The sequence below is a fragment of the Paenibacillus sp. J22P51 genome, assembly GCF_059692215.1.
In genome coordinates this window covers 39,182-65,213 of sequence record NZ_JCAUAZ010000001.1, presented here as the reverse complement: position 1 = coordinate 65,213, position 26,032 = coordinate 39,182, and the positions used below count along the sequence as shown (strand labels likewise).

Here is a 26,032-nt window from a genome sequence, read left to right as displayed (position 1 = left end):
GTGCTTATTGGTCGCACAATGTGCCCCTCTCGGTGCATTGTCGTTCGTAAGTATGTAATAAACGGAATCAAAGAAAATTAGAACGCATAAGATAGTACGAGTCGTAAAAACAACTTTTTGCATTGAGGAGGGTTTTTTTGAAGATTAAAAAGTGGGGAATATTTTCACTATTATTAGTTGTTCATATGTCACTATTTGTTTCTAGTGTTACAGCAAGCAGTGGAGAACAACAGATTCGAGTTCTTATAAATACGAATAAACAAATTGTGAAGGAAGGATTAAAGTCAAAGTATGGTGTCCGTCATGACTTTCAAGAACAAGGGTTTACAACGGAGGTTTCCCAGCAAAAATTAGAAGAAATACGAAAACGCAAGGATGAGGGTATTATTGTTTCAGAGGTTGGAATCGTGCATACGATGGAAACCAATAGGACTCAAGGGAAAGTAACAGTAAAGGGTCCAAGCGACTCGACTCCTTGGGGAATCGAAAAGATTTATAATAATGCGTTGATTACAAATACTTCTGGAGGAAACGGCATTACAGTTGCTGTATTGGATACTGGTGTATATAAAGATCACCCTGATTTAACGAGAAGGGTAAAAAGTTGTAGGGACTTCAGCAATATGAAAAAACCTATTGTTGAAGGTAGTTGCTCAGATGGGAATGGACATGGAACCCATGTCTCGGGGACTATTTTGGCCGATGGTGGAGTTTCCGCTGCAGGAATATGGGGAGTTGCTCCGAGTACCGATCTTTGGGCATATAAGGTTCTAAATGATAGAGGGTCAGGGTATTCGGATGATATCGCCAGAGCTATTGATGAGGCTGTAAAACAATCTGTTTCTACGAATAAAAAGTTAATTATCTCAATGTCATTGGGTTCAAGTACAAAGGATAGCTTGATTGCATCTGCGATTAATAATGCCGTAAATAAAGGCGTTCTTGTGATAGCGGCAGCAGGAAACGAAGGACCTAATCCTGGTACCATTAGTTATCCTGGGGGATTATCGAATGTAGTAGCCGTAGCCGCACTTGAAAATGTAATTGAAAGTAGCAGCTTACGAATAGCCGATTTCTCTTCCAGAGGATACTATTTAACAGCAGGGGATTATATCATTCAAGAGGGAGATGTCGAAGTAAGCGCACCTGGTCGAAATGTTGAATCCACCTGGAATGATGGGGGATATAATACACTAAGTGGCACATCTATGGCAACTCCTCATATTTCCGGTCTTGCGGCAAAGATTTGGAGCACAAATCCATCTTTTGCAGCCCTAGAAGTACGTTCACAATTACAAAATATCGCTAGTAGAAAAGAAAACGATATACTCGGTGGAATATCTGCATCTTCAGGAGATGATATTGCTTCCGGCTTTGGGTTTCCACACCAATAAAAGAATTAACTAAAGTAATTCCATCAAACCATGGACTATAAGTCCATGGTTTGATTTGCGTATTTTGGAACCCCTGCCCTCCTCATGTGTTTATCCTTGTTTATACTCAGACAAATTAATGCCAGTTGAGTTTTTAAATATACGGCTAAAATAATTGGGGTCAGCGTAGCCTACAATAGCACCAATTTCCTTAAAACTCAGCTCCGGCGACGAGGCAATCAGTCTTTTCGCTTCTTCGATGCGAAGGGAGATGAGATATTTCAAGGGCGTGGTGTTCTTGTATTTTTTATAAACTTTGATGAGATAAGTAGCGTTAAAATGAAACTTGTCTGCAATCTCCTCCAAGGTGATAGATGAGGAATAGTTTGCTTTTAAATAAGCTTCTATTCGGTTTGTAAGTTCAAGCCCGCCTTCGCTTTCTTTTTCAGCATTCACGAAAAGAGCTGCATCCAAGATTAACCAAATACCTTCCAGAATGGATGTTAGATTAGAGCTGAGCGGAATTTTACTCAAGATATCGTATTCCAAATGAGAAAGCTCATCATCGGATACGAGAATGGCATGTTGATGAAACAGTTGAAATAAATGCTGAAGGGTTCTTTCTACCCAACGCTGGGGACGTTGTTCATCTTCCCATAGTTGGAATAGCTCACTGATTTCCTTATAGACTTGTGATTTATTAGTGGTTTGAATAAGCTGCGACAGCCTTTGTTGGGTGATTGCATCGATGCGTGGCGGTAATCCTTGGGTTTCCTTGAAGGCTGAGAGAACCGTAGAATGTCCAATAACGAGCTGCTTATCTACTTCGCAGATTAACTGTTGGCTCTGATCCCATAACTGATCAACAGGTATTGGGCTAGCGCACAAACTTATGGTAACCGGAAAAGGGGCAATTTGCATGTGGATGGCACTTAGTAAATTTTCCGCCAGTTCCTGTATGTGATATTCCGAATTCACTTGTGTCCGCAGGACAATGTACTTTCCGAATACTTGCTTAGGCTCTATCATCCACCAGGAATCGAATTCTTTTAATTGCTCTGTGAGAACACCGCTATGTTCAATTCGACCCCATAATTGCTCGAAATGTTTGACGGCTTCTGGCGAAAACTGGCTTCCAGGAAGGTGACCTGGGTGAATGTATACCAATTGAAAAAGTTGATTGTGAAGAGAGTAGGCGATGTCGGCTCGAGAGAGCGGGTTAAGGAGTGCTTCCCGAAGTTGTTCCCTCTCGGTAAGCTCGAGCCTAGCATCCAACATGCTGCTAATCCGTAGCAGTGCTTCTTGGACATCATCTGCATCAATCGGCTTTAACAAATAATCTTTAACTCCGAATTGCATAGCTCCTTTTGCATACTCAAAATCATTGTATCCACTGACAATGACAATCGCGATCGTAGGAAATTGCTTGGTTACCTGCTCAATGAGCTGCATGCCATCCATTTTGGGCATTCGAATATCGGTAAAGAGAACATCAGGTTGAAGCTCACGAATTGCTTCTAATGCGTCCAAACCATTGTAAGTGGATGCGACAACTTGGAAGCGAGTAGAATTGTCTTGAATTTTTGAGACGATATTTTTTAAAATCCTTGGCTCGTCTTCGGCCACAACAACTCGGAATGTAGACGATCTGTTGAACTCTGTCATGCTGATACACCGTCCTTGTGTACTAGTTTCATGTTATTTAAGGTCAGAGGTCCTCCAATTGTAACGCAAGCTCCGCCTTCAGCAAGGTTGAACGCCGTAAATTCAGCCTGACTGCCATACAATAAGCGAAGTCGCTCGGCTATATTTTTGAGACCCATTCTGTCCGTTCGTTCAGAATCTTTGGATGCTTGCAGAGCTTCTAGAGCTTCTGAAGTAAATCCGCTGCCATTATCTAGAATTCGTATGCGCCATCGATCTCCATCCAATTCTCCAATTAACTGGATTTTCCAAGGGGGATCCACGTGAATGGCGTATTTGATACAATTCTCTACAATCGGTTGCACCACTAACTTGGGAACGCTTTCAATCATTATTGTTGGATCAATTTGAACTTCAAATTGGAGCATGTTCTCATAACGGTTTTGCATCAAAGTCATATAGCTTTTCGCGTAATCCACTTCGTCTGCCAGGCTGACATGCATGTCTTTGTCCGATAAAATGTAGCGTAACATGCGTGATAAGTGACGGCACATTTGTACGATGTCTTGATGGTCCTTTTCCTCTGCCATAATGCTGATAATCGTAATGGTATTGTATAGGAAATGCGGATTCATTTGAGATTGAAGGGCTAACATGCGAGCTCGCATTTCTTGCGAACGGGAGATGAAGGTTTCCTCGATCGAGCTTTGCAGGCGAGCACACATCTTCTTGAATGCGTTATTCAAGCTCTCCAGCTCATTCACAGCGACACTGGATTCTATCTGGGATGCGGGCTCGAGCGTATCAATTCGGAGCGCACGGATCGATTTATGCATCTGCTTGATCGGTGATGTAAGTCCGCGGGCGGCAAAATATGAAACAATTAACGTGATAAGCAGTAATCCCAATACGGCTAAGAAAATCGTATTTCGAAATACCTTCACGGGATGGAGCAATATGCTTTCAGATTGCACAGTGACAACTGTCCATTTCGAGTATCCGGATCGAAAATAAGCTAGGATTTCACTTTCATTACGAACTGAGTTTTTAAATGTAAGCACATCAGATTCGCTCTTTTTCAATTGTAGCGTATCCCAATATAGCTTCGTATTTTCTTCTGATAGTGAATCAACGGGGTAAATGACGCTTCCCTGATCGTTATAAATATAAACGGACTTCTTAGAAAAGGTGGATTCGGATGGTCCAGCCATGAGTTTGGCAATTAGCCTTTTTACGGTTTCGTAGTTCAACTGAACTTCCACAATACCTCGCTGCTTGGAACCGATCTCCCAAGGAAACATCCTAGCTAAGGAGATTACTTCTTTACCCTTTGTGCTCCAATCATCGGGATGCGGGGCGGTTACGAATTTTCTGCCGTCTCGATCCAGTGATTCTTTGACCCAATCTAACGTTTCCGGCTTGTTTCCGAAAGAGGTGGTGAAAGAATTGTTGCCGATTCCGACAAAACGACCGTTGGTATCAAATAGGTTAATCTGCCAATCCAGTTGAAGAGGCCCCATAATGGAATAAATGATCTCATTGATTTGTCGCTGAATCCCCAGCGATATCGTAGTATCAATGAAATCTATATTTTGAAAAAACAGATCCCTTACTTTTCCCGAAGAAATGACTTTAACAGCTGTGTTATCCATATTTTCTATCTGAGAATCTAATTGAGTCGAAATGTAGGAAGCGGACTGGTAAGCGGATTCAGATGCTCTTTCTTTCAGAATATGAGCTATGTAATAATAGAACGGCGTGGCAAGTAACATCACAATGCTGACAATAAGAATCGAAAAAGTGACAAACAATTTAGATTGGATCGTCTTGATCGCTAATTTTGGCATGGAACCGGCCATCTCCTGAGGTTCTATTTTGGTTCTCATTATAACATGTAAGGGATAGAACTCAATCAAAATATGGAAGTGAATTTTGTCCAGTTGAAAGGTGGATTTTGTGCATCGCAATTAAAATGAAAGCGTTTTATACTAATTTTAGACACTCGAGGGTCTCATAATATTACTAGGGGGAATTGCAATGAAACGCAAATTACTAACCGTTTTCACGATCGCTACTGCATTAACTGTCATTGTAACAGGTTGCAGTACTAAAACAGAAGTAGCGACTCCGGCGGCAAGTGAGAAGGCACCAGCAAGCACTCCAGCAAGCACACCAGCTGCGAAAAAAGATGTGACACTTACAGTAGGCTCTTCGCAAAACTGGGTGAAGGACATCGATCGTAAATTGGCTGAAGCTTTCACGAAAGAATCGGGTATTAAAATCGATTTTCAAGTAAATCCGGACGATCAGTATATGAACATAGTGAAAACGAAAATATCCACGCATGAAGCACCAGATGTCATCTATATGCCTTCAGGTATCGGAATGGACAATTTCCAACCGGATAAAAATTTCTTGGATTTATCCAATGAGCCTTGGGCAGCGAATTTGAAAGGTTGGGCTAAGAGCGGAGCGTCCATCAATGGCAAGCTGTACGGTTTCAACACATGGTCTGTCGACGGGTGGGGCGTACTGTATAACACGGACTTGTTTGCCAAATATAGTTTAACACCTCCGAAAACTTACGCAGAATTCGCAGCGTTATGCGATAAATTGTTAGCGAACGGCATCACGCCAATCTACGAAAACGGAAAAGATGAATGGCATTTGCCGCTTTGGCTGTCTGGTGTGTCTACGTTAACGGCAGCTGGGCCTGGCCTTACCGATAAATTAAACAAAAACGAAGCCAAATTTGCTGATCAAGCCGTATTGGAAACGGCGATGACGCAATTAAATGACATGAACAAAAAAGGTTATTTCGGAAAAAATGTTCTATCTAACGATTGGGACCATGGCTATGAAGCAATAGGAACTGGTAAATCCGCGATGTTTCTTGCTTATACGACCTATCAACAAGAAGTACTTGCAAAGTTTCCTAATTCGGGTGCAGATAAATGGAAAATGTTCCCTATACCACTAGGGGATAATCAAGGGTTCGCAACTTCTTCAGGAGGTATCGTCCGCGTTGTTAACAAAGAAAGCAAAAATATTGACGCTGTAAAACAATACTTTGCGTTCCTTTCCAAACCAGACAACTTGAAAGCCTTCTATACGGAGAGAAAAGATTTGGGAGAGCCTTCTTTTAACGGTATTGATGTGGCGCCGCCAACCGCAGCTCTGAAAAGCATCAATGAAATTGCAGGTAAAAACATTAGCCAAGCTTACGAGGTTTCCCTAAAGTTCTGGGATGGCGGACTGGTAGGTAAGTCAATTCAGGATATGATTGCAGGGGCATCGGCGCCGAAGCAAGTGCTTCAAAAGCTGGATGAAAGCCGCGATAAATCCTTTAAAGTGGCTAAGTAATGACGTAGTTAAATACGGGGGGAATTGTCGGACATAAGGCGATGTCTTATCAGGGCATTCCTCCTTTTTTTCACCTTGAAAACCAACAACATAAGCTATGCGGAGGCAAGAGGAGTGAGAATACGATGAATATGAAGAAAATTTATCCCATGTACTTTTTAATTGTTCCAGTAGGTATTTATACGCTGTTGTTTTTTATACCTAGTTTGTTCAGCTTCTATTATGCTTTAACGGATTGGAATACGTTCAACGATGATGTGAATTTCGTAGGCTTGGATAATTTCAAACAGATGATCACGGAAGGAAGAGTATTCGTTAAATACCTTGAAAATACCGCGGGATTTGCCTTGTTCACCACGCTGCTAAAAAATGTGCTGGGGTTATTGCTCGCGCTTCTGTTGCATGAAGGGCTGAAGTCGAAGAATGTGCTCCGCACGCTGTTTTACTTGCCGGTGACGATTTCTCCGCTTATCATTGGACTTATTTTTTCATCTGTCTTCGATGCGAATCATGGCATTATCAATTCAGTTCTTACCACAATTGGCTTGGAATCTTGGACGCAAGGATGGCTAGTAGATATCCGGTTTGCTTTGGCCTCGGTTATTTCCGTAGAAACATGGAAATTTGTCGGCTTCAACATGATTATTTATTTGGCCGGCTTGCAAACGATCGATAAGTCCTACTACGAGGCCGCTTCCATGGATGGCGCTAATGCGTGGAACAGATTTTGGAACGTAACGCTACCCTTGATTTTTCCGGCTTTAACGATCAATTTAGTCCTGAACCTAATTAATGGATTTAAAGTATTTGATTTGATTTTCGTGTTGACAAAAGGGGGGCCTGGCAACGCTACGGAAGTGCTGAACACCGCCGTATTCAGGGAGTTCTCCGCTGGCAGGTACGGACTCGCCACCGCATATGGTGTGCTAGTATTCCTGTTAACTACGATTGTCGCGCTTTCCGCACTCTCCATTTTAGCTAGAAAGTCTGAGGTGGAAGCATGAGAGGCGTGAAAGTTGTCCTAAAGGAAGTTTGGGTATGGATCATTACGTTGATCTTTTTAGTTCCGTTATTTTTAGTGATTGTGAATTCATTCAAAACGTCAGCGGAAGCAGATCTAATGAATTTACGTCTGCCGCTTGAATTTCAATTTAAAAATTATTGGACGGTCATAGAAAAAGGACATATGATACGTGCTTTCAGGAACAGCATGATCATCTCGATGGGTTCAGTCCTGCTGACGAATCTCGCTTCCGCTATGGGGGCGTACATTTTGTCTCGCAGAAGAACGAAGGGGAATCGTGCACTGTATTACTATTTCATTATCGGATTGATCGCACCATTGAATATGATCCCTACGATTAAGGTCATGCAACTCCTGCATGTCATGAATACCTTTCAAGGCATTATCTTACTCTATTCCGCGCTCATGATTCCTTTCACTGTGTTTCTTTACTATGGGTTTATCTCTTCGGTGCCGAGAGACTTGGACGAGTCTGCGGTTATCGACGGATGTGGTCCGTGGCAGCTGTTTTTCCAGATTTTGTTCCCGCTTCTGATACCGGTATCGATTACAGCGCTGTTGATTAATTTTATGAACGCTTGGAACGATTTTGTTATTCCCCTTTACGTGCTCAATAAGACAGCATATAATCCGATGACACTGGCCGTGTATAACTTCTATGGTACTTACATTTCCAGTTGGAATTTGGTATGCGCATCGATCGTATTGACGACATTGCCGATCATTATCGCGTATGTAATCGGTCAACGTTACATTATATCAGGCATGATGTCAGGCGCGGTAAAGGGTTAAAAGAAGCTGGATGATCACTTTACGTGGAGGATGACGATGATACATTTTGATGAGAAGAGATTGATCTGGGTAATTGAAACTAATTCGATGGCTTATGCGATCGGGCTTTGTGAAACAGGGACAATCAATCATACCTATTTTGGTGCCAAACTTCCCTACCTTTCCGATTATCCAAATGCGACCATTGAGTCGGAATATCCATATACGTTGGGAAGCGAATTAAGCGCTGAGGAATATATGGGGTGGTCCAAAGCCAAATATACGGAGCCTTGCCTAAAAGCAACATTTTCCGATCATGTGCGGGATGTTGATCTTGCATTTGAAACCTGGAGTAAGACAACCGATACGTTGACGATCACGCTAAAAGATCAGCACTATCCGTTATGGGTTCATCTAATATACAAGCTATATGAAAACTTCGACATCATTGAACGAAAAGCGGAAATCGTAAATGGCGGCGAGCTAAGCATAGCATTAGAAACGGCATTATCCGGTTCTACTTACGTACCCAAACATAACGAATATCGCCTCAGTTATTTGACAGGCAAGTGGGTTGGTGAAACCCAATTTAGTCAGATCATGCTTCCAACGACCAAAATCGTACTGGAAAGCAGAAGAGGTACGACGAGTCATTATGCGAATCCTTTCTTTGCGCTGGATCCGAATGGCCTCGCGACTGAATCGACCGGCGAAGTGTATTTCGGTGCGCTTGCGTTTAGCGGAAATTGGAAAATCACACTTGAAAAGGACCATTTTGGACTGGTTAAAGTAAGTGCGGGCGTGAATGATTTTGATTTCTGTTGGGACTTGAAACCGCAATCCAGTTTCATAACGCCTGGTTTCTTTATCGGTTATTCGAATAGCGGATTTGGAGAAGCGAGTCGCAATCTTCATCGTCTGCAGTTGCAATGTTTGCTGCCTGTTTCGAGCAGAGAGAAGCTTAGAAAAGTACTTTATAATTCGTGGGAAGCGACCTCTTTTGATGTGTTGGAGGAGCAACAAGTGGACCTTGCAGAAATAGCTGCTTCCATTGGTGTTGAGCTGTTCGTTATGGACGATGGATGGTTTGGAGCACGAAACAGTGATAAAGCAGGTTTAGGCGATTGGCATGTTAACCCAGAGAAATTCCCGCAAGGCTTGGAAGGCTTGATTTCTAAGGTAAATGCGTTGGGGATGGATTTCGGACTGTGGGTGGAACCAGAAATGGTCAATCCGGATAGCGATTTATATCGAGCCCATCCTGATTGGGTATATCATTTTCCGACGCGACAACGAACTGAAATTCGCAACCAGTTGATTTTAAATTTGGCGAGGGAAGATGTGAGTCAATACATCTATAACTTTATGGACCAGCTTTTGGGCACCTACAAAATTAAATTTATTAAATGGGATATGAATCGAAATTTTAGCGAGCCTGGTTTTCCATCTGCTTCCGTATCCGAACAAAGGGAAATATGGGTGAAACATGCACTAGGCGTATATGAAATTGTGAAAAAATTGAAAGACCGTTATCCCGATGTCATCTTTCAATCGTGCTCTGGAGGCGGCGGAAGAGTTGACCTTGGCGTGTTGCAGCACTTTGACCAAGTATGGACTAGCGATAATACGGATGCTTTTGACCGATTGCGAATACAAGAAGGGTTTTCATTTGCTTATTGCGCCAAAACGATGGAATCATGGGTGACAGATGAAGTCAATTGGGTGAATCAAAGAAAGCTGTCTTTAAAGTTCAGGTTTCATTGCGCCATGATGGGCAACTTAGGGATTGGCGACAATCTGTTGAACTGGTCCGAAGCGGAAAGAACAGAAGCTAGCGAGCTCACTCGACTATATAAAGATATTCGCTCGATTGTGCAGCACGGTGATCAGTACAGACTACTTTCACCGAGAGAAAATAGTGTGTCAGCGAGTATGTATGTGAATGCTGGTAAAGATGAGGCCGTTGTATTCGCCTTTCTACATAGCAATTCATTTGGCAATTTGTTGCCTCGTGTCCGTCTTGCGGGATTGGAAGAACATTCGCTGTATGCGATCAATGGTGATTCGCAACATGTCAGTGGTAAAGCATTGATGCAGATTGGGATTAAGCTGGAATTGAAGGGTGATTTTGATAGTGTGGTTATTCGGATTACGAAAGTCTGAAACTCAAAAGTGGTGAATAAGAAAATAAAGCACAGGAAACTGGAAGAGTAAAATGAGGGTATTCACCTTCATTGAAATTTCAGTTTTTCTTAGTTTTTCTACTTTACATAGATAAAAAACTATCAATTTCGTCCAGTTGAAAAGTGGATTTTGTGCATCGTAAATATTTTGTAAGCGCTTTATAATATCTGTGTTCAGATTGCCGGAAAGGTGGTGGTAATAGAGGTTTGGAATTTTATTAATTTACAATTTCACCTCAGAGAAGCATAATATACGGATTTTGAAAAAATTTAAAGGAGGATGAATGGTTGATGAAAGGAATGATATTTAAAGCGCTAAGTATATGTAATGCTGTGATACTGTTAGTTGCTTCAATCTCGTTTCTAGCTGCTCCTGCTGAAGTAAAAGCTGCGGGCGGAGCAGGCGATTCCCAAATGCTGACGGTTGATTATAAGAGCCTCGTATCACAAGCAGATCTATTGTTCACTTCCCCTATTACAAACGGTGATTTGGGATTGCCGCTGGGCAATGGGGTAATGGGCAGCATGGTCTGGATGCCGGATTCACAAAATTTAAAGATGCAGATCAATCGAGCGGATGTATTCAGGACGAACGGAGCAAGCAATTCTCACACTGATATGTTTGGTGCTTCGGGAAATATAAAGATCAATTTTGGCAGCGATGTATTTCTTCCAGGATCCACGATGCAGCATTTGAATTATTATGATGCGATTGAAACTATCGATGCAAATGGGATTCAAGCCAATATACTTTCATGGAAGGATAACGACGTTTTTGCTATTAATGTCACGGATAACCGGTTGGTGCCGACCGCTATTAATATCGATTTGAGTACCATATTTTCTTCACTCACAGATACAAAAGGAAGTAATACGGCCATATCTACCTTAACCCAGGAGAACGGTAAAATTATTCTCAAACAAGTTATGAGCGAAGCCGCAGATACAGGTATTACGGCGAATGATATGTATTGTTCTTCCGCCGTTGCCGTTGACGTAATCGGACGAACAGGGACAACGAGCTCTGTCAATGCTACTACGCTAAGGCTGTCGGTTCCTGCGGGCAGCGGAAATTTTACGATTTTCGTTGGAAGTGCTGCTAGCATGGATAATACCGTAAATGTAAAATCAAATGTTATTGCCAACGTAGATTTCGCAAAGACCACGGGTTATGCCAATATCTTAACTTCGCACACAAATAATTGGCATGATTTTTGGTCTAAATCCTTTGTCTATTTTCCCGGCGTGAACGGTACGGGATATAAAAATGACTACGGATTGCATTGGGTTAATTTTTACTACCTTATGGGATCGAGTATGGGAGGCAACATGCCTTCCAAATGGAACTCCATGTTATTCAACACGATCAACGGATCGGAACTTTGGGGATCTCAATATTGGTTCTTTAATACGAGTCGCTCCTTGTACGGGTTGGAAACTGGCAATCATCCCGAGCTCCTAGATCCATTTTTAAATATGGAAACAGCGAATATTTCCAAATACCAAACTGCAGCCCAACAACAATGGGGGAGTCAAGGGTTATACGTGCCTGAGACGGTAGCTTTTTCGGGTCCTGAAATTTTACCTAACAGCATTGCCACAAATCTTAAAAACAGTTTGTTGAATGGATTGCCTTATACGACAGATGTTTTAAATTTTAAAAGCAATAGAAATGGTTTCGAGTCTAGATGGTCAGTTGCTTCTAATTCGCAAAATAAGTCTGGATGGCATACGCACCTTGTTTATAACGCAGCTGATTTAGCGAATATGTATTGGGACAGATATCTTTACACGCAAGATACTACCTGGCTGCAAAATCGGGCTTATCCGATGATTAAGGGTGCAGCCGAATTTTATCGAAACTTTCCAAATCTAATCAAAGGAACGGATAATAAGTACCATATTTATAAAACAGGCTTTGCAGAAACGATTTGGGGCGGAGACGAAATATTAAATGATCTCAATTATATAAGAGGTATTATGCCTACTGCTATTAAAGCGGCAACACTTCTTGGCATAGACGCTAATTTGATTCCTTTATGGCAGGAGATTGTGGATAATTTGGCTCCCAATCCGCTCAGTAGTGACTCTAATGCGCTTCTTCCGAGACCACGCGCGGACGGAAAGCCAACTTATGCTTTAGGGCATACACCGTATCTTTATTTGTATCAGAATCATCCGTCTTCCTGGGACGAATATCAAATCGAGCTATTGGCTTTTGATCAGGTCAATTTAGAATCCAAAGCTTCAGGAATAAATACGAATGCTTGGGATTTGAACATGAATACCTATGAGACGCAAACTGGATATTCGAGCTATTTGAACGGGACTTCCGTATCTGAATTCGGTCCAAATGGAAACTCGTGGTCTAGGTTTATGACGGATAGCGCAAGATTGGGCAGAAGTGACATGGTTAAATTAGGGCTGACTTCTCATTTAGCCTTCTGGAAAGCTAATCTAGACTCTATTCCCAACCGGCTCCCGACAGACTCTCAACCGAATGGCGTGTCGTCGCAGGAAGACGGTGTATTCGCAGAAGGCATGCAGAGTGCGTTGCTACAATCATTGGCTCCAGGTGCCGGTTCAGACCAACCCGTCATTTATGTATTCGGGGCTTGGCCCAAAGATACGGATGCAGCATTTCAATTAGCAGCAAAAAAAGGATTTACTGTAACATCTTCCTTAAGGAACCAAATTATTGAGTTTGTAGAATTATATTCTAAGCTTGGTCAAGTGGCAAAAGTTAACAATCCATGGGGAGCCACGCAAAGTGTTGATGTGTACCGAAATGGCGTGAAAGCAGAAACGTTGCCCGCTGGAAGACTTCTTAGTTTTAATACAGTGATTGGCGAGAATATCGTCCTTGTTAAAACAGGAACGATACCGGACACGTTCAAAAGAACGATCAAGTACACGATGCCGATAAACGCCTGGATGCAATCCAGTATGAAGGCTGGTACGACGAATACAGTCAAAATTGAAAGTAATGTCGATCTCACCGGAGCCGCCAAAGTATTTACAAGTAGTAATCCTGCTATTGCATCGGTCAACAGTGCGGGACTTGTAACGGCTTTGTCGAATGGTACTGTAACAATTACTGCACAAGTGACAATGCCGGGTGGTGGAATCGCTACCTCTTCGTTTAATTTAACGGTATTTGGCAAAGGCAAAACATATCTCAGTGATTTGACCTGGCAATCCGCTACTACAGGGTGGGGGAGCGTACAAAAAGACAAGAGTGTCACAACCGCTCCTATGAAAATAAACGGAACATCCTATTCTAAAGGAATCGGGACGCATGCGAGCTCCACCATTATCTACAATATCGCGGGCCTTTATTCCAAATTCACCTCCGATGTTGGCGTCGATGACGATATTAACGACTCTCGTACTTCGATTAATTTCCAAGTTTTTGCTGACGGAGTTAAGGTTTTTGACAGTGGAGTCATGCAACATAATTCGCCGACTCAGAAAGTGAATGTAGACTTAGCCGGAGTCAGTCAGCTCAAGCTAGTCGTAACGGACGCCGGAGATGGCATTGCAGCCGATCATGCGGATTGGGCGAATGCGGCTCTTTTAGGTAATGGCAGTTATCTCAGCGAGTTGACCTGGCAGTCCGCTACTACAGGGTGGGGGACCGTGCAAAAAGACAAGAGTGTCACAACCGCTCCTATGAATATAAACGGAACATCCTATTCTAAAGGAATTGGGACACATGCGAGCTCTACCATCATCTACGATGTCGCAGGCCTTTATACCAAATTCACCTCCGATGTTGGAGTCGATGACGATACTAGCGACCCTACTGCTTCCGTCATTTTCCAAGTTTTCACAGACGGAACTAAGGTTTTTGACAGCGGAGTGATGCAACATAATTCGCCGACACAGAAAGTGAATGTAGACCTATCTGGCGTCAGTCAGCTCAAGCTAGTCGTAACGGATGCTGGAAATGGCATTCAATCTGATCATGCGGATTGGGCGAATGCAATAGTTTTAGGTAAAGGCAGTAATCTCAGCGATCTAACCTGGCAGTCCGCTACTTCAGGGTGGGGGACCGTACAAAAAGACAAGAGTGTCACGGGCGCTCCTATGAAAATAAACGGAAAAACCTATTCTAAAGGGATCGGGACACATGCGAGCTCCACTATCATCTACGATATCGGAGATTCATATTACAAGTTTACCGCCGATGTAGGAGTCGATGACGATATTAACGACTCTCGTACTTCGATCATTTTTCAAGTTTTCGCTGGCCAGACTAAGGTTTTTGACAGCGGAGTGATGCAACATAATTCACCGACACAGAAAGTGAATGTAGACTTAGTCGGCGTCAGTCAGCTCAAGCTAATCGTAACGGATGCTGGAGATGGTATTGCAGCTGATCATGCGGATTGGGCGAATGCGATAATTCACTAGTTCAGGCGAATTCGCCGGTTAAACAACTTCAATTATTCTAAATTGAGAGGAAAGATGAAGATGACGAAGAAGCTTCAGAAAACCATTTCCTTGCTCTTGAGCGCCGCATTATTGTTTACCCTCTTGATCGTCGTTCCGCCGAAATCATCCGCGACCGCATTAACTTCTTACCGAAGCACAAGCGAGGCCAGGCTGAATCAATGGTTTACGCCCGGCAAAGTCGGTTTGTTCTTGCATTGGGGGTTAAATACCGGTAAGGGTTGGTCCGCTGATGGCAATTACCAATATCCGACCGTTGCTGCATTCGAAGCTGCTGCTGCCAATTGGGATGCCGATAAATGGGTAGACGAGGCCATTAAAATTCATGCAAAATATATTACGCTGGCAACCTTCCACAGTAATCTCGGTTATATCAGGCCGTGGAACTCAAGCATACCGGGAACGCCGACGACAACAAGGGATTATGTCGATGAACTTGTCACTGCAGCGCATGCCGCAGGTATAAAAGTCGTCATTTATATAACGACCAGCTTGCTCAATGCAAAGTATACATCCCCACCCTATACGAATATGGACGTCCAAGGATATAAAGATTATGTCCATAATCTGAATCCCAGTCTGACAACAGCTCAATTGGAGTCTGGCTATAATATCAAAAACAATTATGGTTTCGGCGCGTTTACGTACGATAACATCAAAGAGTTATATGACAATTATGGCGTAGACGGATTCTGGTTCGATGCGTATAGTAATCCGACGTGGTATCCTTCAGATGAATATCCTTGGGCGAATGGGTACCCTTATGATTCCGTATCAACTCAATATAACGCATCAACATTTAGCAGCAATTATTTCTCGGAACGGGATGTTATAGACTTCGTTTATGATTTGGATCCTAATCTCGTAACTTTCACGAACAACGCAGCTCCGAATATTCCGGCAGATGTTATTTCTCAAGAAACCTACTACCACGCGTCAAATGATTTCAAAGTAGCGGGAACCACTTCGACTGAAGTTCGAAACGAATTTACGTTAATACCTGGTGGCTACTGGTGGTACAGCGGAGGTACCCCAACCGTTAATAATGTCTTTCAGCTTAAAAGATTTGTTGATGTAATTGGTTCCGGCGCAGCCGCTTCGGTTTCCGAAGGTCCGCTCATTAACGGCGATTTTCCAACAAACATAAGCAGCTATAATGATTTTCTGCATGATTATCTTGCTTGGGCGGCGGAATCATTAATCGGAATGAACGGATCCGTTATCGCTGGCAATCACGGTAAAGGCGGTTTTCCTGCAGGCGACTGGAACGCTGGTGCGTATGGCGTGACTACTCTTGAACCTCAAACCAATACGCACTACTTGCATGTATTGGCCAAACCATCCGGGAGCATGCTCACCGTGTCGGATGCGGGGTATAAAGTGACTTCCGTTAGAAATCTAAACACGGGAGCTAACCTGACCTTTACGCAATCTGGCGGTAATCTAAACGTAACCGTACCGGATTGGGGCTTAGTCGATACGGTCGGGGATTATGTGATCAAAGTAACTGCTTACCCGAAAGCGTTGGCAGGTCATTATAAATTGGATGGGAATGCCAACGACTCGTCCGGCTACGATAATAACGGGACCATAACGGGAGCTTCGTCAACGACCGGTATTCAAGGCAATGCGTATAGCTTTAACGGCACCAGCAATTATATTAGTCTAGGTGATCCTGTTACCATGAAAGGCAACGATAAATTGACGCTGTCGGCATGGGTAAATACAGCTGCTGTGAGTTCGGGGAATGACGATATTATTGGGAAAGGTCCCTCGTCTTCCGAGATTTTCCTGCGCATTAATTCAGGTAATAAATATCAGATTGGCTCGTGGAACGGGTCGAGTCATTATGCCGAATATACCATTCCTTCGGGAGACATCGGAACGAATATATGGGTACACTTGGCAGGCGTATATGACGGTGCGAATTGGATTCTGTATCGGAATGGAATCCAGGTTGCCTCCACACCAGATACCACGGCCGGCGTCGTATCGGTAGACAAGAATTGGACAATCGGCGCAGGCATGACCTCCAGTGGAGCTACAAGGTTTTATAACGGTAAAATCGACAATGTCCGAATTTACAACACCTCGCTAAGCGCGGACGAAATCAGGTCGATGTATAGAAGCGAATCCAGTTTGACGACAGCCATCACCATTCCGCATTCCCAGATGAGCGCGATTTCAACAAGCGAACATTCCGGTTATGCGGCAGTAAAAGCAATCGACGATAATACCGGATCGTTTTGGCATACGCAATTTTCGACGCCAGATCGTCTCCAACAATCTTTAATCGTAAATCTGGGAGGATTTTTTGAAGTCAACAAATTGAGATATTTGCCGAGACAAGATGTCCAGAACGGCAATGGTAATGTAACTAAGTACAATATTTATACGAGCACGGATGGACAAATCTTCACGAAGATCGTTAGCCAAGGAACTTGGACAAACGACAATACGGAAAAAACGGCATCATTCAATGCCGTGCCCGCTAGGTATATCAAGTTTGAAGTCGTAGAAGGCACCGGTGGCTACGGATCCGCTGCAGAAGTTAACGTCGAAGGAGTCAAGTCGAATGAGAACCTTGCGGCAGGCAAGACCGCCAGCGCATCATCGCAATACAGCAGCACTTATAGCGCATCAAAAGCTAATGACGAGAATGCGGCAACAAGGTGGAACTCCCAAGCAGGGGGCGGCGCAGGTCAGTGGCTCGAGATCGATTTTGGAGCGAGCACAACTTTCAACAAAGTTGTCACCAAACAGGCCTTCAACCGGATTACAGCCTATAAGGTTCAATATTGGAACGGATCGAGTTGGGTGGACGCTTACACAGGAGGCATTATGGGGACTGCGCCCAAAACAGACACGTTTAGCAGCGTGACTGCATCGAAAGTTCGGTTATACGTTACTTCTGTCCAGAACGACAGTAACGGTACGGATCCGTCGGTATGGGAATTCGAGATTTATTACCAGTAAAGAATTCGTTTAGCGGCTACATTTGCTTTCTTTCGCCGCTCGCTTTCCGAATAGGGAAGCGAGCGGCAATGTTATTAAAAAAATCTATTTATTTTATATCATAAATCGTGTATGATTTGGAATATAAACAGATAGAAAACTAGATAACATAAATTACATTCAGATATTGAGGCGATTGATATGAAAAAGAGCCTAAGCCGCTATGTATTAACCGATGAAATCTATACGTTGATAAAGGAACGAATCCTTAACCATGAAATTGCTTCTGGTGGAAAAATCAATATTGATCAACTAGCCCGCGACCTGGAAGTCAGTAACATTCCTATTCGAGAAGCGCTCACTAGATTAACAGCAGAAGGCTTGGTAAATACGGTCCCTTTTAAAGGGATGTATGTGGCCGAGATGTCGCTGCAAGAGCTGGATGAGATGTTTGAAATTCGGATGGAACTGGAAGGCTTGGCTATTAAGAAAGCCGCCCCTCGAATACCGCGTGATTCCATTGCGGAACTGGAGCGGGCCATGCAAAGCTGGTCTAACAGGAAACCGACGGAAAGCGAAGAACAAATCCGGTTCATTGCCGAAATGAACGAAAGCTTGCATGGCTTAATTCTGGAACACTGTGATAACCAGTCCTTAAACCAACTAATCCATTTATATATAGAAAAAATTCAGAGATACTTATCATTCATCCATAAAGAGATAGATCAGCAAGTGATTGAAGATGAATGGCATGAACATAATCTCGTCGTAAAAGAGTTGGCGCTTGGTAATTTGGAGGCTGCAGAAAAAGCTTTATTACAGCATTTAAAACATTCGCATATTCGAACTAGAAATTTCTTTCTCTAAATTTTTTTTCGATAAAATCATACATGATAAATGATAATGAAGAGTGGAGGCAGCGATAATGAACCTACAAGGTAAGGTAGCCATTGTAACGGGAGGCGGCTCAGGTATCGGCGAAGCGATTGTCCGCCTGTTCGCGGCCCAAGGCGCAGCAGTCATCATAGCCGATTGGAATGAACAGGGAGCATCGCGGCTAGCAGAGGAGTTAGCATCTTCTGGATATGGAGTCGTGGCTGTGAAAACAGACGTTTCAAGTAATGCGGATGTCCAATCACTTATCCAAGAAACCGTAAATCGATTTGGGCAACTAGATATTCTCGTCAATAATGCCGCTGTTATTTTACCCAAGTTTCTGGAAGAAGTGGAGGAGGAGGAGTGGGATCGACTTTTCAATATTAATTTGAAGAGTGTGTACCTAATGGTTAAGCATTCACTTCCTCATTTAAAGAAAAATCGCGGTTCGATCGTCAACATGGCTTCCCTCAACGGTTTGGTGGGGCAAAAGATGAATCCCGTATATGCTGCAACAAAAGGCGGAGTCGTCGCCATGACCAAGGCATTAGCCCTGGACTATGCGCCGGATGGCGTCAGAGTGAATTGTATATGCCCGGCAGGCGTCTCGACTCCCCTGCTGCAGCAATGGATTCAAGATCAGGATGATCCGACCGCAACCGTTCAACTTTTGAATGATATGCATCCAATTGGCCGTCCAGCAACCCCAGATGAAATTGCTCAAGCTGCGTTGTTTCTAGCAAGCACACAATCCGGTTTCGTTACCGGTGTTGCTCTTCCTGTCGATGGCGGAGCTTCACTTGGTTATTAATACATGGTGAATTCATAAAAATAGGGAGATGTTTCTAATGAAAATTACAAAAGTAGAAAGTTTTGTTTTGCACGTGCCAATTACACCGCCGATTACAGATGCTATCAATATCGCAACTCACTGGGGATTAGCTGGTGTTCGTATCTTTACGGACGAGGGCTTTGTTGGATACGGTTACACAGGTACTTGTGCCCAGGGTGACGATATGATCGTTGATACGATCGATAAATACTATGCGCCGCTTCTGATTGGCAAAGATCCGTTTATGGTAAGAGAGCTATGGAATGATATGCGTTTTGGCAAAATGCACTGGATCGGCAGATCCGGCGTTACGCACATGGCCCTTGCAGCTGTAGATATTGCGATTTGGGACATCATGGCGAAATCTTGCAATAAGCCGCTATGGCAGTTCCTTGGCGGTGCTAAATCGCAACCGATTAAAGCTTATAATACGAATGGCGGCTGGTTGAACTGGTCGCAAGAGCGTTTGGTTAAAGATTGTGCTGAAATTGTAGAGTCAGGCTTTACGGGGGTTAAAATCAAAGTCGGCAAACCGGATTCGCGCGAGGATTATGCTCGTTGTAAGGCAGTACGTAAGGCGATCGGTGACGATGTAATCTTCATGATTGACGTAAACCAACAGTGGAATATTAATACCGCGATGACGTGGGGCAAAAAGTTGGAAGAATTCGATCTGTTCTGGTTGGAAGAGCCACTTAACCCAGATGACATTATGGGTCACAAAAAGCTTGCGGACGAGCTAAACGTCCCGATTGCTTTAGGGGAGCATGTCTATAACAAATATGCGTTTAGAGATTATATTCACCAAGGCGCAATTGAATATTGCCAAGTTGACGTAACGCGTGTCGGGGGTATAACAGAATGGCTGCAAGTAGCAGGCTTAGCGGCTTCCTATGATGTGCCGATCTGTCCGCATGTAGGTGATATGGGCCAAATTCACCTGCACCTTGTCGCATCTACGCCAGGCGCTATCATGCTTGAGTATATCCCATGGATCCGTCATATTTTTGAAGAGCCGGCTACAGTCGTTAATGGGCACTATGTACTGCCTCAAATGCCAGGTGCTTCGACGACGATCCTCCCCAAGTATTTCCAAGAATACCGGATTAGATAGGCTTTCGACATCCATATAGGAGGCTAGCATGGTGAAAATAGATGCTCATCAACATGTTTGGAATCTGGAAAAGGTTGCTTACCCCTGGATGGATCTGGCCTATGGGCCGATTTGCCGCAATTTTGAAGCAGATGAATTAGAACCTTTAATAAAGCTGGCAGGCATCAATAAAACGGTTATTGTGCAAGCCATGAACTCTTATGAAGATACAGCCTATATGCTGAACGTCGCTGCAGAAAAGGAATGGGTGGGTGCCGTCGTTGGATGGGTGCCCCTCAACATTCCTCAAGTAGCAGATATCAAGCTTCGTGAATACGCGAAGAATCCTTACTTCAAAGGGGTTCGTCATCTGATTCACGAGGAGAAGGATCCAGACTGGGTGATTCGTGACTCGGTGATTGAAGGACTAAAGGTTCTAGCTTCGTATGGGATGACATTCGATGTTGTAGGCGTGTTCCCGAATCATCTGAATCATATCCCGTATTTGGCTGAAAAAGTACCTGATTTAAAGATCGTGATTGATCATTTCGCCAAGCCGCCTATCAAGGAAAAGCAAATGGGAGCGTGGGCGGTTGAATTTGCTGCTGCCGCCCAGTACCCCAATGTTTATGCGAAAGTCTCTGGATTGAATACAGCGGCTGATGCTGACACATGGAGCGCAGGTGATTTGAAACCTTATATTAATTACGCTTTGGCGCACTTTGGCGCTGAGCGGATGATGTACGGCAGCGATTGGCCAGTGGCTAACCTAGCGGGCAATTATGAGAAGGTATGGGAGCAAACCAATAAAGCAATCGCCGATTATTCGGAACAAGAAAGATCAGCTATTCTAGGCGGAACGGCGGCACGTTTCTATAGCATTCAAGTTTAATTGTCGTGAGGTGAGCATTGTGCAGCGCTATGGAAGTATGATCAAAGTAAGGCCAGAAAAGCTGGAAGAATACAAAAAGCTGCATGCCGCTGTATGGCCGGACGTACTAAATATGATCACGACATGCAATATCCGCAATTATTCGATTTATTATAAAGACGGTTACCTATTCAGCTATTTCGAATATGTCGGCGATCACTTCGAGCAGGATATGGCGAAAATGGCAGCAGATCCGATCACGCAGAAATGGTGGGGGCTATGCGATCCATGCCAGGAACCGCTGGAAACGCGGCGGGATGGCGAGTGGTGGGCGTCGATGGAAGAAGTGTTTCACACCGATTAGTTACCCATATATGATCCCACTCAAATACTTTAGCAATAAACCAAATAAAATCGACATTTTCACCAAATTTATTTGTATGTGAAGAGTAGAGTAAACTTTATATAATGACTGTATTGAAACTTAAAAACCAATTTATTTTAAGCGTTCAATAATGTGGTCAAAAAACCAGTATAGCATTGTCTCTTGCTTACTGGTTTTTTGTCATATATGACGTCATATATATTATTTATTTAACCATTAGGCTAAAAAGTGTCAATTTTGTTACAGGGTACAACTATATATTGTGTATTATTCATCCTCGTGTTACATTTATGACATACTAAATAGAGTCAGGGGGATGGAGATGCGAGTTGGTATAAGTGGTACAGGAAGAATTGGCAGGTTGTGTTTAAGAAAAGCATTGACAAACAATCAGCAGAATTTTGAAGTGAAAGTGATCAACTCAACAAGCCCCATTCATGTGTTAGCCCATTTATTGAAATATGATTCAGTTCATGGCACTTGGGATGCGAATATCGAAGTGTTACATGACAACCTAATTCAAATTAATGGGCAGCAGATACCTGTCATCTGCGAACGAGAACCAGATTTACTGCCATGGGAGGTTTATGGTGTTGATTTAGTCGTAGATGCAACAGGAAAGTTCAATCATCGGCAAGGTGCTGAAAGACACTTACTCGGGGGAGCCAAGAAGGTTCTGATTACTGCACCGGGTACGAACATGGATTTGACTGTTGTCATGGGAGTGAATGAAGACCGGTATGATCCCATGCAGCATCGTTTACTTTCCGCAGCCTCTTGTACGACCAACTGTATCGCACCTGTTCTTCGTATTCTGGATGAAGCTTTTCAAGTCAAGATGGGGTGGATGACAACGGTCCATGCGTACACGAATGATCAAAATCATATGGATAACCCGCATAAAGATCTTCGCCGTGCTAGGGCATGTACGAATTCTATTATTCCGACGTCCACTGGTGTCGGCAAGGCACTAATTGATGTTATTCCTCATCTCGCATCCCATATTCAAGGCGTCTCTGTTCGTGTGCCGACGCAGGACGTTTCACTGCTTGATCTGCAAGTGGTAGTCGGCCGTAAAGTAACAATCGATGAAGTGAAATTTGCCATTAAACAGGCGATTGCCGGGCAAATTGGAACCTACGTTGACTACAATGAGTTGCCGCTTGTTTCTACGGATTATATCGGCAATGAGAAGTCCGCCATTATTGACGGTCTTAGCATTATGACGCAGGATAACCAAATCAAGTTGTTAGCTTGGTATGACAATGAGTGGGGTTACGCAAATCGAGTCATTGATTTAGTCTCTTATATGTCAAATGCGGAAAGCACACATCTAAAGGAGGAAGCGAAATGTCTAACACAAACCAAGTAACATTGGCTGCCATTCGTCCGAATGAACTAGGCGTTATCATCTGTAAATCCTGTAATGAAGTGATTGCAACGCTACCAACGAACGGTTATAAGAAATTTTATAGTTTGTGCAATAGATGTATAGATAATAATAAGGGGGCAAACAAATGATGACCCAGAAACAAGTGGTACCCTTTCAAGACGGAAATGCTTCAATGAAAGCTTTACTCGGTGGAAAGGGAGCCAATCTTGCTGAGATGACACGGGCCGGTTTACCCGTACCTCCGGGCTTCACGATTACAACGGAGGCTTGCTTAAACTTTTTTAAACTGGGCAATCGGATCTCAGAAGAACTGCTTGAACAAGTCGAAGCAGCTCTCCAGCAACTAGAAAAACAGAAGGGACAAACGTTCGGAGATGGAAGCAATCCGCTTCTTGTGTCCGTACGTTCAGGTTCTGTAAGCTCGATGCCGGGGATGATGGACACCATTTTGAATCTCGGTCTCAATGATGTAACTGTAGAAGGATTGGCGACGCTTACAAGAAATGAAAAGTTCGCTTATGACTGCTACCGACGTCTCATGCAGATGTTTGGAAACGTGGTACTAGGCATAGAATCGTACCATTTCGAGCAGCTGCTGCACCGTCTGAAGCAGAAGGCAGGCGTGGATAACGATCAAGATGTAACTGCCGAAGGTTGGAAGGCTCTTATCCAAGAATACAAAAAGTTGATTCTGGCGAAAACAGGCGCGGATTTCCCTCAGCATGTATACGAGCAATTGAGAATGGCCGTTGAAGCCGTATTCAAGTCCTGGAACAATCAAAGAGCGCAGGTTTACCGCAAAATAAATCGAATTCCAGATGAACAAGGGACTGCGGTCAATATCCAGAGCATGGTATTTGGTAATATGGGCGGTAATTGCGGTACAGGCGTTGTCTTTACGAGAAATCCATCCACGGGGGAAAATACGTTTTTTGGTGAATACCTGATTAATGCACAAGGGGAAGATGTGGTAGCCGGTATACGAACGCCGCTCGCGATTGCAGCACTGCAAAACGAAATGCCAGCCATTTATGAGCAGTTGTTTAGGGCATCCAAGCAGCTTGAGAAGCACTATAAAGATATGCAGGACATTGAATTTACTGTGGAAAATAATAAACTTTACCTACTGCAAACACGAAACGGTAAACGAAACGCGCAAGCTGCGCTCAAGATAGCCGTCGATTTGGTCCATGAAGGTGTATTGACGAAGCGAGAGGCCATCGACCGCATCGAAGTGTCGCACCTTGATCAGCTATTGCATAGAGGTATTAATGAAGAGGCTATCACAGATGTGCTGGCCAAAGGTCTTCCTGCTTCACCAGGCGCAGCGGTTGGTCAGCTGGTATTTGATGCCGATACAGCAGCAGAGTGGAGCCGTGCCGGCAAGACGGTTATTCTGGCTAGAACCGAAACGACACCCGAAGATATCCATGGCGTGATCGCTTCGGAAGGCGTGCTCACAAGCCGCGGCGGGATGACAAGCCATGCCGCAGTAGTGGCAAGGGGGATGGGCAAACCCTGCGTTTGCGGTTGCGAAGATATCCGAATCGTACTGGATGAGAAGCGGATGATGGCTGGAAGTAGAATCGTGGAAGAAGGCGATTGGATTACTCTGGATGGCGCAACGGGACGAGTCATTATCGGTGCGATCCCATTACGTGAAGCCAGTATGACGGATGAACTTCTCGTTATGCTGAAGTGGGCAGATGAGATTCGCTCGCTGAAGGTGTTCGCGAATGCGGATAATCCGCACGATGCGAAAATCGCGAGACAACTAGGAGCAGAAGGGATCGGGCTATGCAGAACAGAGCATATGTTTTTCTCACCAACTCGTCTTCCTGTTGTTCAACGAATGATCTTGGCGGAAGATAAGGGGGAACGCTTGAATGCTCTTGCCCAGCTGCTCCCTATGCAGCAGTCAGATTTTGAAGGCATGTTCGAGGAAATGGATGGCCTACCAGTGACGATCCGGCTGCTCGATCCTCCACTGCATGAGTTTCTGCCTAACCTGGAAGAGCTGCAAAAAAGACATGCGCAACTAACGTATGATCAAGAGAGCTCAGACGAGGAAAAAGATGAGGTTGCTCACCTTCTCCGCAAAGTGCAAGCTCTCCACGAGACGAATCCTATGCTAGGACAGCGAGGCTGCAGACTGGGGATTGTATATCCTGAAATTTATGATATGCAGATAGAGGCTATCTTCCGTGCAGCTTCACGCTGTATCGACAGAGGTGTCCAAGTGATTCCCGAAATCATGATTCCACTCGTTGGCCATGCCAATGAGCTGAAAATCATGAGAGATCTTGTTGAGTTCGTAGCGCAGCAGGTGCTGGGAATAGACAAATTGCGAGATTGTCCGTACAAGGTCGGAACCATGATCGAAGTACCACGTGCAGCTCTTACTGCACGCCAGATCGTGGCTCATGCCGATTTCTTCTCTTTTGGCACCAATGACTTAACGCAAATGACGTTCGGATACAGTCGTGACGATGCGGAAGGGAAATTTCTAACACACTATGTCGATCAGAAGCTTCTGCCGCATAATCCGTTTCAGGTGCTCGACACGGAAGGCGTCGGACAATTGATTGACATTGCCGTAAATACGGGCCGCGCCGTCAAGCCTTCATTAAAAACGGGCATATGCGGGGAGCATGGCGGAGATAAAGAGTCGATTTTCTTTTGCCACTTGACCGGTTTGGATTATGTGAGCTGTTCACCTTACCGAATTCCTTTGGCACGAATAGCCGCAGCACAAGCATTTATTCTTCATGGTGTTCCTGGAGAAAGTAAGGTAGCTTTAGCGAATTAGGAGGA

17 protein-coding genes are annotated in these 26,032 nt (G+C 43.9%); 15 read left to right on the top strand and 2 right to left on the bottom strand.

What is annotated here, in order from left to right; genetic code table 11:
• Positions 1-137 precede the first annotated feature (137 nt).
• Complete coding sequence (locus tag AC58QC_RS00215) at positions 138-1,394, top strand: S8 family peptidase (protein ID WP_497413196.1); 1,257 nt, start codon at positions 138-140, stop codon at positions 1,392-1,394.
• 90 nt (positions 1,395-1,484) lie between these two features.
• Here the strand turns inward: AC58QC_RS00215 and AC58QC_RS00210 are convergent, their stop codons facing one another.
• Entirely contained in the window at positions 1,485-3,038 is a 1,554-nt protein-coding gene (locus tag AC58QC_RS00210) for a response regulator (RefSeq protein WP_497413195.1), read from the bottom strand.
• Positions 3,035-4,864 carry a cache domain-containing sensor histidine kinase gene (locus AC58QC_RS00205; RefSeq protein WP_497413194.1) on the bottom strand — a complete coding sequence of 610 codons (1,830 nt, stop codon included), beginning with the start codon at positions 4,862-4,864 and terminating at the stop codon, positions 3,035-3,037. The genes AC58QC_RS00210 and AC58QC_RS00205 overlap by 4 nt, the downstream gene beginning before the upstream one ends.
• A gap of 190 nt (positions 4,865-5,054) precedes the next feature.
• On the opposite strand from AC58QC_RS00205, the gene AC58QC_RS00200 reads away from it, so the two are divergent.
• The 14 genes from AC58QC_RS00200 (at position 5,055) to ppdK (ending at position 26,027) form a co-directional block, all read left to right on the top strand.
• Positions 5,055-6,380, top strand: coding sequence for an ABC transporter substrate-binding protein (locus AC58QC_RS00200; protein WP_497413193.1), 1,326 nt, complete (start codon positions 5,055-5,057; stop codon positions 6,378-6,380).
• 125 nt (positions 6,381-6,505) lie between these two features.
• A complete protein-coding gene (locus AC58QC_RS00195; RefSeq protein ID WP_497413192.1) occupies positions 6,506-7,384 on the top strand; it encodes a carbohydrate ABC transporter permease in 879 nt (292 codons plus the stop codon).
• Positions 7,381-8,196 (top strand): carbohydrate ABC transporter permease, encoded by an 816-nt coding sequence (locus AC58QC_RS00190; RefSeq protein WP_497413191.1) that lies wholly within the window; start codon positions 7,381-7,383, stop codon positions 8,194-8,196. The genes AC58QC_RS00195 and AC58QC_RS00190 overlap by 4 nt, the downstream gene beginning before the upstream one ends.
• A gap of 36 nt (positions 8,197-8,232) precedes the next feature.
• Positions 8,233-10,338 carry an alpha-galactosidase gene (locus tag AC58QC_RS00185; protein ID WP_497413190.1) on the top strand — a complete coding sequence of 702 codons (2,106 nt, stop codon included), beginning with the start codon at positions 8,233-8,235 and terminating at the stop codon, positions 10,336-10,338.
• A 311-nt stretch (positions 10,339-10,649) separates the two neighbouring features.
• Positions 10,650-14,774: an NPCBM/NEW2 domain-containing protein gene (locus AC58QC_RS00180; protein WP_497413189.1), complete on the top strand. Its 4,125-nt coding sequence runs from the start codon at positions 10,650-10,652 to the stop codon at positions 14,772-14,774.
• A 60-nt stretch (positions 14,775-14,834) separates the two neighbouring features.
• Positions 14,835-17,789 carry a discoidin domain-containing protein gene (locus AC58QC_RS00175; RefSeq protein ID WP_497413188.1) on the top strand — a complete coding sequence of 985 codons (2,955 nt, stop codon included), beginning with the start codon at positions 14,835-14,837 and terminating at the stop codon, positions 17,787-17,789.
• A 180-nt stretch (positions 17,790-17,969) separates the two neighbouring features.
• The gene (locus AC58QC_RS00170; protein WP_497413187.1) at positions 17,970-18,635 is read left to right on the top strand and encodes a GntR family transcriptional regulator; all 666 of its coding nucleotides are present in this window, start codon (positions 17,970-17,972) and stop codon (positions 18,633-18,635) included.
• A gap of 58 nt (positions 18,636-18,693) precedes the next feature.
• Positions 18,694-19,455, top strand: a complete 762-nt coding sequence (locus AC58QC_RS00165; RefSeq protein ID WP_497413186.1) for an SDR family NAD(P)-dependent oxidoreductase — start codon at positions 18,694-18,696, stop codon at positions 19,453-19,455.
• A gap of 37 nt (positions 19,456-19,492) precedes the next feature.
• Positions 19,493-20,590 (top strand): mandelate racemase/muconate lactonizing enzyme family protein, encoded by a 1,098-nt coding sequence (locus tag AC58QC_RS00160; RefSeq protein WP_497413185.1) that lies wholly within the window; start codon positions 19,493-19,495, stop codon positions 20,588-20,590.
• A gap of 28 nt (positions 20,591-20,618) precedes the next feature.
• Positions 20,619-21,461, top strand: a complete 843-nt coding sequence (locus tag AC58QC_RS00155) for an amidohydrolase family protein (RefSeq protein WP_497413184.1) — start codon at positions 20,619-20,621, stop codon at positions 21,459-21,461.
• Positions 21,462-21,480: 19 nt separating this feature from the next.
• A complete protein-coding gene (locus tag AC58QC_RS00150) occupies positions 21,481-21,804 on the top strand; it encodes an L-rhamnose mutarotase (protein ID WP_497413183.1) in 324 nt (107 codons plus the stop codon).
• A gap of 337 nt (positions 21,805-22,141) precedes the next feature.
• Complete coding sequence (gene gap / locus AC58QC_RS00145) at positions 22,142-23,197, top strand: type I glyceraldehyde-3-phosphate dehydrogenase (protein WP_497413182.1); 1,056 nt, start codon at positions 22,142-22,144, stop codon at positions 23,195-23,197.
• On the top strand, positions 23,176-23,346 hold the full coding sequence (locus AC58QC_RS00140; RefSeq protein ID WP_497413181.1) for a hypothetical protein: 171 nt from the start codon (positions 23,176-23,178) through the stop codon (positions 23,344-23,346). The genes gap and AC58QC_RS00140 overlap by 22 nt, the downstream gene beginning before the upstream one ends.
• On the top strand, positions 23,346-26,027 hold the full coding sequence (ppdK, locus tag AC58QC_RS00135) for a pyruvate, phosphate dikinase (RefSeq protein WP_497414043.1): 2,682 nt from the start codon (positions 23,346-23,348) through the stop codon (positions 26,025-26,027). The genes AC58QC_RS00140 and ppdK overlap by 1 nt, the downstream gene beginning before the upstream one ends.
• Positions 26,028-26,032: the final 5 nt, after the last annotated feature.

Bases quoted from the DNA above. Each gene is read 5' to 3' on its own strand.
- AC58QC_RS00210 (WP_497413195.1), bottom strand. From the start codon at position 3,038: ATGACAGAGTTCAACAGATCGTCTACATTCCGAGTTGTTGTGGCCGAA.
- AC58QC_RS00205 (WP_497413194.1), bottom strand. From the start codon at position 4,864: ATGCCAAAATTAGCGATCAAGACGATCCAATCTAAATTGTTTGTCACT.
- AC58QC_RS00200 (WP_497413193.1), top strand. From the start codon at position 5,055: ATGAAACGCAAATTACTAACCGTTTTCACGATCGCTACTGCATTAACT.
- AC58QC_RS00195 (WP_497413192.1), top strand. From the start codon at position 6,506: ATGAATATGAAGAAAATTTATCCCATGTACTTTTTAATTGTTCCAGTA.
- AC58QC_RS00190 (WP_497413191.1), top strand. From the start codon at position 7,381: ATGAGAGGCGTGAAAGTTGTCCTAAAGGAAGTTTGGGTATGGATCATT.
- AC58QC_RS00185 (WP_497413190.1), top strand. From the start codon at position 8,233: ATGATACATTTTGATGAGAAGAGATTGATCTGGGTAATTGAAACTAAT.
- AC58QC_RS00180 (WP_497413189.1), top strand. From the start codon at position 10,650: ATGAAAGGAATGATATTTAAAGCGCTAAGTATATGTAATGCTGTGATA.
- AC58QC_RS00175 (WP_497413188.1), top strand. From the start codon at position 14,835: ATGACGAAGAAGCTTCAGAAAACCATTTCCTTGCTCTTGAGCGCCGCA.
- AC58QC_RS00170 (WP_497413187.1), top strand. From the start codon at position 17,970: ATGAAAAAGAGCCTAAGCCGCTATGTATTAACCGATGAAATCTATACG.
- AC58QC_RS00165 (WP_497413186.1), top strand. From the start codon at position 18,694: ATGAACCTACAAGGTAAGGTAGCCATTGTAACGGGAGGCGGCTCAGGT.
- AC58QC_RS00160 (WP_497413185.1), top strand. From the start codon at position 19,493: ATGAAAATTACAAAAGTAGAAAGTTTTGTTTTGCACGTGCCAATTACA.
- AC58QC_RS00155 (WP_497413184.1), top strand. From the start codon at position 20,619: ATGGTGAAAATAGATGCTCATCAACATGTTTGGAATCTGGAAAAGGTT.
- gap (WP_497413182.1), top strand. From the start codon at position 22,142: ATGGAGATGCGAGTTGGTATAAGTGGTACAGGAAGAATTGGCAGGTTG.
- AC58QC_RS00140 (WP_497413181.1), top strand. From the start codon at position 23,176: ATGTCTAACACAAACCAAGTAACATTGGCTGCCATTCGTCCGAATGAA.
- ppdK (WP_497414043.1), top strand. From the start codon at position 23,346: ATGACCCAGAAACAAGTGGTACCCTTTCAAGACGGAAATGCTTCAATG.